The organism is Nocardia cerradoensis NBRC 101014 (genome assembly GCF_000308535.1).
Classification (GTDB): domain Bacteria; phylum Actinomycetota; class Actinomycetes; order Mycobacteriales; family Mycobacteriaceae; genus Nocardia; species Nocardia cerradoensis.
Genome location: NZ_BAFW01000319.1, coordinates 1 through 4,313, shown reverse-complemented (window position 1 = coordinate 4,313; position 4,313 = coordinate 1). Strand labels below are relative to the sequence as shown.

The following is a 4,313-nucleotide window of genomic DNA, read 5'->3' as shown; positions in this document are numbered from 1 at the left end:
GCCTACGAGTACGCCGGGGATTCACCGTTCGGTGACGGCCGCCGACCGATCAGCGACGAGGACCGGGAAGCGGTCCGCCGGAAGTGGGAAGGCCGCAAGCCATGAGCCACGACCAGCCCTATCGGTACGCCACCACGGAAGCCGACTTCACTGGCCTGCTCGGTGCGATCACTCGCGCACTCGAGGATCAAAGCCCGTGGCAGCGCTGCACCCTGTCCGCGCTCACCCCTGGGCAGGCCGCCGAGCGTATCGGCCGCGACCTGTTCGCCGAGCAAGCTCGCCGGTTCGCCCACGAGGTCATGACCACCGGCCACGGTTTCATCCCTCTGACCTACCCGGTACGCGAACCGAGCGACATATCCCCGACCGGTCTGTGGTGGCTGTCGTTCGTGGACGACACGAAATCCCGGTCCCCGGCCGAGCAGGTGCCCGGCGCTGGTGGGTTCCTCGGGGTGTGCATCGTCCAGGCCGACCACTTCATGGCCGCGATCACCATCTCCCACCGGCTCGGATGCAATCCCGGCGGGCAGGTCCAGGGCTACCCGACCGACGCGCCACCGCATCCGGCGTGGATGAACCGTCTCCTCTCCGCGGCCGATATCGACCACATCGACGCGATCGAGGCCGAACTCGATACCGCTCAGACTGCGGAACTGTTGGGCCGCGGCCTGTGGGAACACCGATGACCGACGATCCGTCGCTGTTGCCCGACCTCGAACCGGTGCCCGTCCCGGACCGGTTCGAGGGCCTGGGCCGCGACGCCGCCCGCACCCTGCGCCAGGCCGACACCATCGCCGCCGGATTCAACCCCGGCACCCGCGAACGCCTCCACCGCGACGCCGCCAAGGACCGCACCGGCTCCGGCCTCCGCTGCCGAGACTGCCGACACCTTTACCGCACCGGCGCCGGAAACAGCGACTTCCTGAAATGCGAGGAGGCCGGAGTGCGGAACGGGCGCGGCAGCTGGGGGCCCGACATGCGCGGCTGGTGGCCGGCCTGCCGACTATTCGAGCCGAAGTCCGGGGACATGCGGAAGGATGCAAATCGAACTGCCGGCCACGTCTGAGTGCGGCTGTTGGCCCCGGTCAATCGGACGCTGTCCGGGGCAACAGTGCAACGCATTCAGGCGGGCATCGGGACTACCCGCTCGCTCGGGGCATCTGGATCTCCCCATCGCACCGTGATCTGGTTCGGCACAGGATGCCCCCACGCAGCAAATATCAGAAAATCGACGCCTTCCCCGGGGCGAATAACCGCATCCTCCGGGAGATTTCGGCCCAGCCGCAGATCGTCCTTGTCAACCGACACATGCTCCGCGACCACTGAACCGGCATTTCGCAGGACGAAGCGGCTACCCTCTCGCTTCTCGACCACCCAGTCGACGCTCTCAACCTCCGCTTGCGTCGGCGGCTTTTCGCCACTGACCGCGCGCTCTGCGATGACATTTGCCCGCTCGGCCGCCTCCGCACTCCGGCGCGCCGACTCCGCCGAGTCCTCCTGCCACCTCAGGGCTTTTGAAGACGTTCGCGCAGCTCCCCCGGCGACAATGAGAGCCAACGCGGAGATACCCGCGCTCGTCCATGCTGCATAGTCCGCTGCCGACACGGCAGACGACATTACCTTCGCAGAATCGAGATTGAGGCCGGATTAGCTTGCCCCCGTTAGTTTTACAGCCGCCACCATGGCAGCAGGTCGGCTCCCCGGAAGCGGGAAGCTATCCGGGGCCAACATCACGGCATATGCTCTGATCTGCACGGACTGAGCGGGTTTGGGCTACAAATCCCGAAGCTCCCACGAAATCCGGAAGTATCCGCCCGGCTTGTCCTCATGCGAGCGCCAACCATCAATCTGGAAGTTGTACGCCAGTGGCTGTGCCGCCATGATCGCGGACTTTCGGTCCCGCACCACGGTCGGATCGGTTGTGTCGTACTCGAAATCGACATCCTCAAAATGCCGATGATTCATGGAGTCGTCTCCTCACGAGCGGGTCCATCCCGCTCGTCTAGATCATCGGGCACCTGTCAAACCCACTCGCGGCTTCGATGAGCGAGCCGCTTTGGATGAGCGAGCGGGTTTGTCCGCCGGCTTCTTCAGCGGCCGCTCTCCGAGCGTTGGGACGCGATGTTGCGGCACCATCGCGGCCTGCTTCAACGCAGCCTCCACCAATGCCTGGTACTGCTTCGGCCGCTCCGCAGCTGGCATCTGCAGGACGAACCGTTCAGCGGTGAGGAGGTAGCTTTGCACCAGCGGCTGTTCGAAGTAGTACCGGACCTGATCTTGCGCAGCCGAATTCAGTCTGATGAAAGTTTGAGCAATGTAGCCGCCGGTGGCTGTGCCGACCGCCGCCACGATCGCTGCCGCATATTTCGTCGCGTCCTCGGACGCAACCACGGTGATCGTCAACCCCGCCCCCACGATCCCGAGGCCGACCGTCATCGCAACAAGGCTGCTCCAATGCGAACTACCCCCCTGACCGCGTGCTTGGGCGTCATACGCATCCATTTGCCGACGATTGACTTCCATAAGACCGAGCAAGTCGTTCGGATCCTTGATCTCCGCAATCGCGTCATGGACTGCGCCCAACGCCTTGACTTGCTTTTGCTCGGCCCGGCGCGTCCTCCAATAGACAGCGCCGAAAATCACCAAGCCCGTGAAGAACAGCGCGACCGGTAGCCCGACTACCAAAGCCCAATCCGCGGTCGTTGGCTCCGAGATCACGGACACCTGCGCGGGAGGCTGAGGCGGGGGCTGAGACTGAGCAGCAGACTCCGCAACGTGCTGCAGATACTGGGCGCGAACGAGATCACGCTGCGCCTGGTCCCGCGACGAACGAAGGAGCGCCACAGCGACTGCGGTAATCCCGGCAATGGATGCGGTGATGACGAGGACAGCCATGATCATCGGCGCCCTCAGTGTAGAAGCTGCATAAACCGACCGACCCGGCGGCGGCGGCCGAACAGACTTCCTGTTCCGCACGCTAGATCGAGGTCTGTCCTGCCCATCATCGCCGCTGGGCGGTGCCAGTTTCGTATCCACTCCAAACCCCCGATCTCGTACTGTCTTCGCGGCTATCCATTGGAAATCGCCATGGCCCACACCGTGTTACGGATCACGATGGTTCGGTCCGCTGCACCCCACCGCCCTACCGTCCCGACCATGGGCAGCAGCACCGCAACCTCCGGAATCTGCACCACATGCAGCAAACCGGCATTCCCTCATCCGTACCGGCATCCGATCACCCTCCGAGCGAGCGCGGAGACTATCGAGAAGATCCGCCCCGTCCCCATGGCCCCGGATCCTCGGGAGGTGTTCGAGGCCGGCTATCTGGCGTGTGAGCGCACGTACGCGCCACACGACGTGGGGATGCACCTCAGCGACCAGGAGGAGCGCGACCGTGCATACACACAGTGGCGAAGCTCTGCGCTCAGGGACGGTGCGTAGTGGGCAAGAAGGGGAAGGCGGCCGGGAAGGTCGACCCGGAGACGAGGGCTCGGCAGCAGCGTTGCCTGGATCTGAAGGTGCGCGGCATGACGTACGCCGATATCGCCGAGCACGAAGGCTATGCGGGTGAGTCGGGTGCGCGGGCCGCGGTGGAGGCTGCGCTGGCCCGGGCGGAGAAGCAGGCCGCGGATGTGGTGCGGCCGTTGATGGTGGCCCGTGCGGAGAAGCTGTGGGAGCACGGCCTGGGTGTGATGTTGGAGGGCCGCGACGAGGGCGATATGGAGCGGTTCGCGAAGGGCGCCAGCGTAGCCGACAAGGCTCTCGCGCGGTTGATGCGGTTGCACGGGCTGGATACGCCGGATGTGTCGGTGCAGATCGGTGCTGGCGCTGGGGAGTTGGAGCGGCTGAAGAACGATTTCATGCTGGAGATCAACAAGGCGGCCGGCGGTGTGCTGGATGCGGAGTTGGTGGAGCCGGAGCCGGGCGGGTAGCGGCCCGGGTGCCTACAGGTTCGGCGGGGCGCGACCTGGGGGAAGTCTCCGGATTTGCGGGCTGAGACTTCGGGGGTGCCTACGGGGTCGGGGTTTCGGTGTGGCGCAACCGATTCCCGAGACAAAACACGCAAACGCGTGTATATTGGTTTCTGTCAGACGGAACAGCCGTCACCCACCGGATTGGAGCCGGTATGCATATCCCCTTGCCGCACGTGAATCGATTCGCGGTCGCGCGTTTCCTCGACAGCTTCGGCCTGTCCCTCGCCCTGGTCGCCCTCGCGATCGCCGCGATGGTGTGCCTGGTGCCGCTGGCCACCGGCGGCGGACTGGTGTGGACCCTCATCGCCGTGGCCGTGGTCGTGGCCCTGTTCGCGTCGG

At 65.2% G+C, this 4,313-nt stretch carries 7 protein-coding genes; 4 read left to right on the top strand and 3 right to left on the bottom strand.

Going from position 1 to position 4,313, the window contains the following annotated elements; genetic code table 11:
* Positions 1–101 precede the first annotated feature (101 nt).
* Positions 102–686, top strand: a complete 585-nt coding sequence (locus ON23_RS36200) for a hypothetical protein (RefSeq protein ID WP_051043496.1) — start codon at positions 102–104, stop codon at positions 684–686.
* Complete coding sequence (locus ON23_RS28430; protein ID WP_094028457.1) at positions 683–1,066, top strand: hypothetical protein; 384 nt, start codon at positions 683–685, stop codon at positions 1,064–1,066. Before ON23_RS36200 ends, ON23_RS28430 begins: the two co-directional genes overlap by 4 nt.
* Positions 1,067–1,122: 56 nt before the next feature.
* Here the strand turns inward: ON23_RS28430 and ON23_RS28425 are convergent, their stop codons facing one another.
* The 3 genes from ON23_RS28425 to ON23_RS28415 all read right to left on the bottom strand — a co-directional run bounded on the left by ON23_RS28425 (position 1,123) and on the right by ON23_RS28415 (position 2,901).
* Positions 1,123–1,605, bottom strand: coding sequence for a hypothetical protein (locus ON23_RS28425; RefSeq protein ID WP_143860636.1), 483 nt, complete (start codon positions 1,603–1,605; stop codon positions 1,123–1,125).
* 168 nt (positions 1,606–1,773) lie between these two features.
* Positions 1,774–1,965: a hypothetical protein gene (locus ON23_RS28420; protein ID WP_039782016.1), complete on the bottom strand. Its 192-nt coding sequence runs from the start codon at positions 1,963–1,965 to the stop codon at positions 1,774–1,776.
* A 42-nt stretch (positions 1,966–2,007) separates the two neighbouring features.
* Positions 2,008–2,901 carry a TRADD-N-associated membrane domain-containing protein gene (locus ON23_RS28415; RefSeq protein WP_039782014.1) on the bottom strand — a complete coding sequence of 298 codons (894 nt, stop codon included), beginning with the start codon at positions 2,899–2,901 and terminating at the stop codon, positions 2,008–2,010.
* 539 nt (positions 2,902–3,440) lie between these two features.
* Here ON23_RS28415 and ON23_RS28410 point away from each other — a divergent pair.
* On the top strand, positions 3,441–3,932 hold the full coding sequence (locus ON23_RS28410; RefSeq protein ID WP_039782012.1) for a hypothetical protein: 492 nt from the start codon (positions 3,441–3,443) through the stop codon (positions 3,930–3,932).
* A 194-nt stretch (positions 3,933–4,126) separates the two neighbouring features.
* The coding region (locus ON23_RS28405; RefSeq protein ID WP_039782011.1) for a hypothetical protein at positions 4,127–4,313 on the top strand (187 nt) is incomplete at its 3' end.

Excerpts from the sequence above, each read along its gene's own strand:
- ON23_RS28420 (WP_039782016.1), bottom strand. The coding sequence starts at position 1,965 with ATGAATCATCGGCATTTTGAGGATGTCGATTTCGAGTACGACACAACC.
- ON23_RS28430 (WP_094028457.1), top strand. The coding sequence starts at position 683 with ATGACCGACGATCCGTCGCTGTTGCCCGACCTCGAACCGGTGCCCGTC.
- ON23_RS36200 (WP_051043496.1), top strand. The coding sequence starts at position 102 with ATGAGCCACGACCAGCCCTATCGGTACGCCACCACGGAAGCCGACTTC.
- ON23_RS28415 (WP_039782014.1), bottom strand. The coding sequence starts at position 2,901 with ATGATCATGGCTGTCCTCGTCATCACCGCATCCATTGCCGGGATTACC.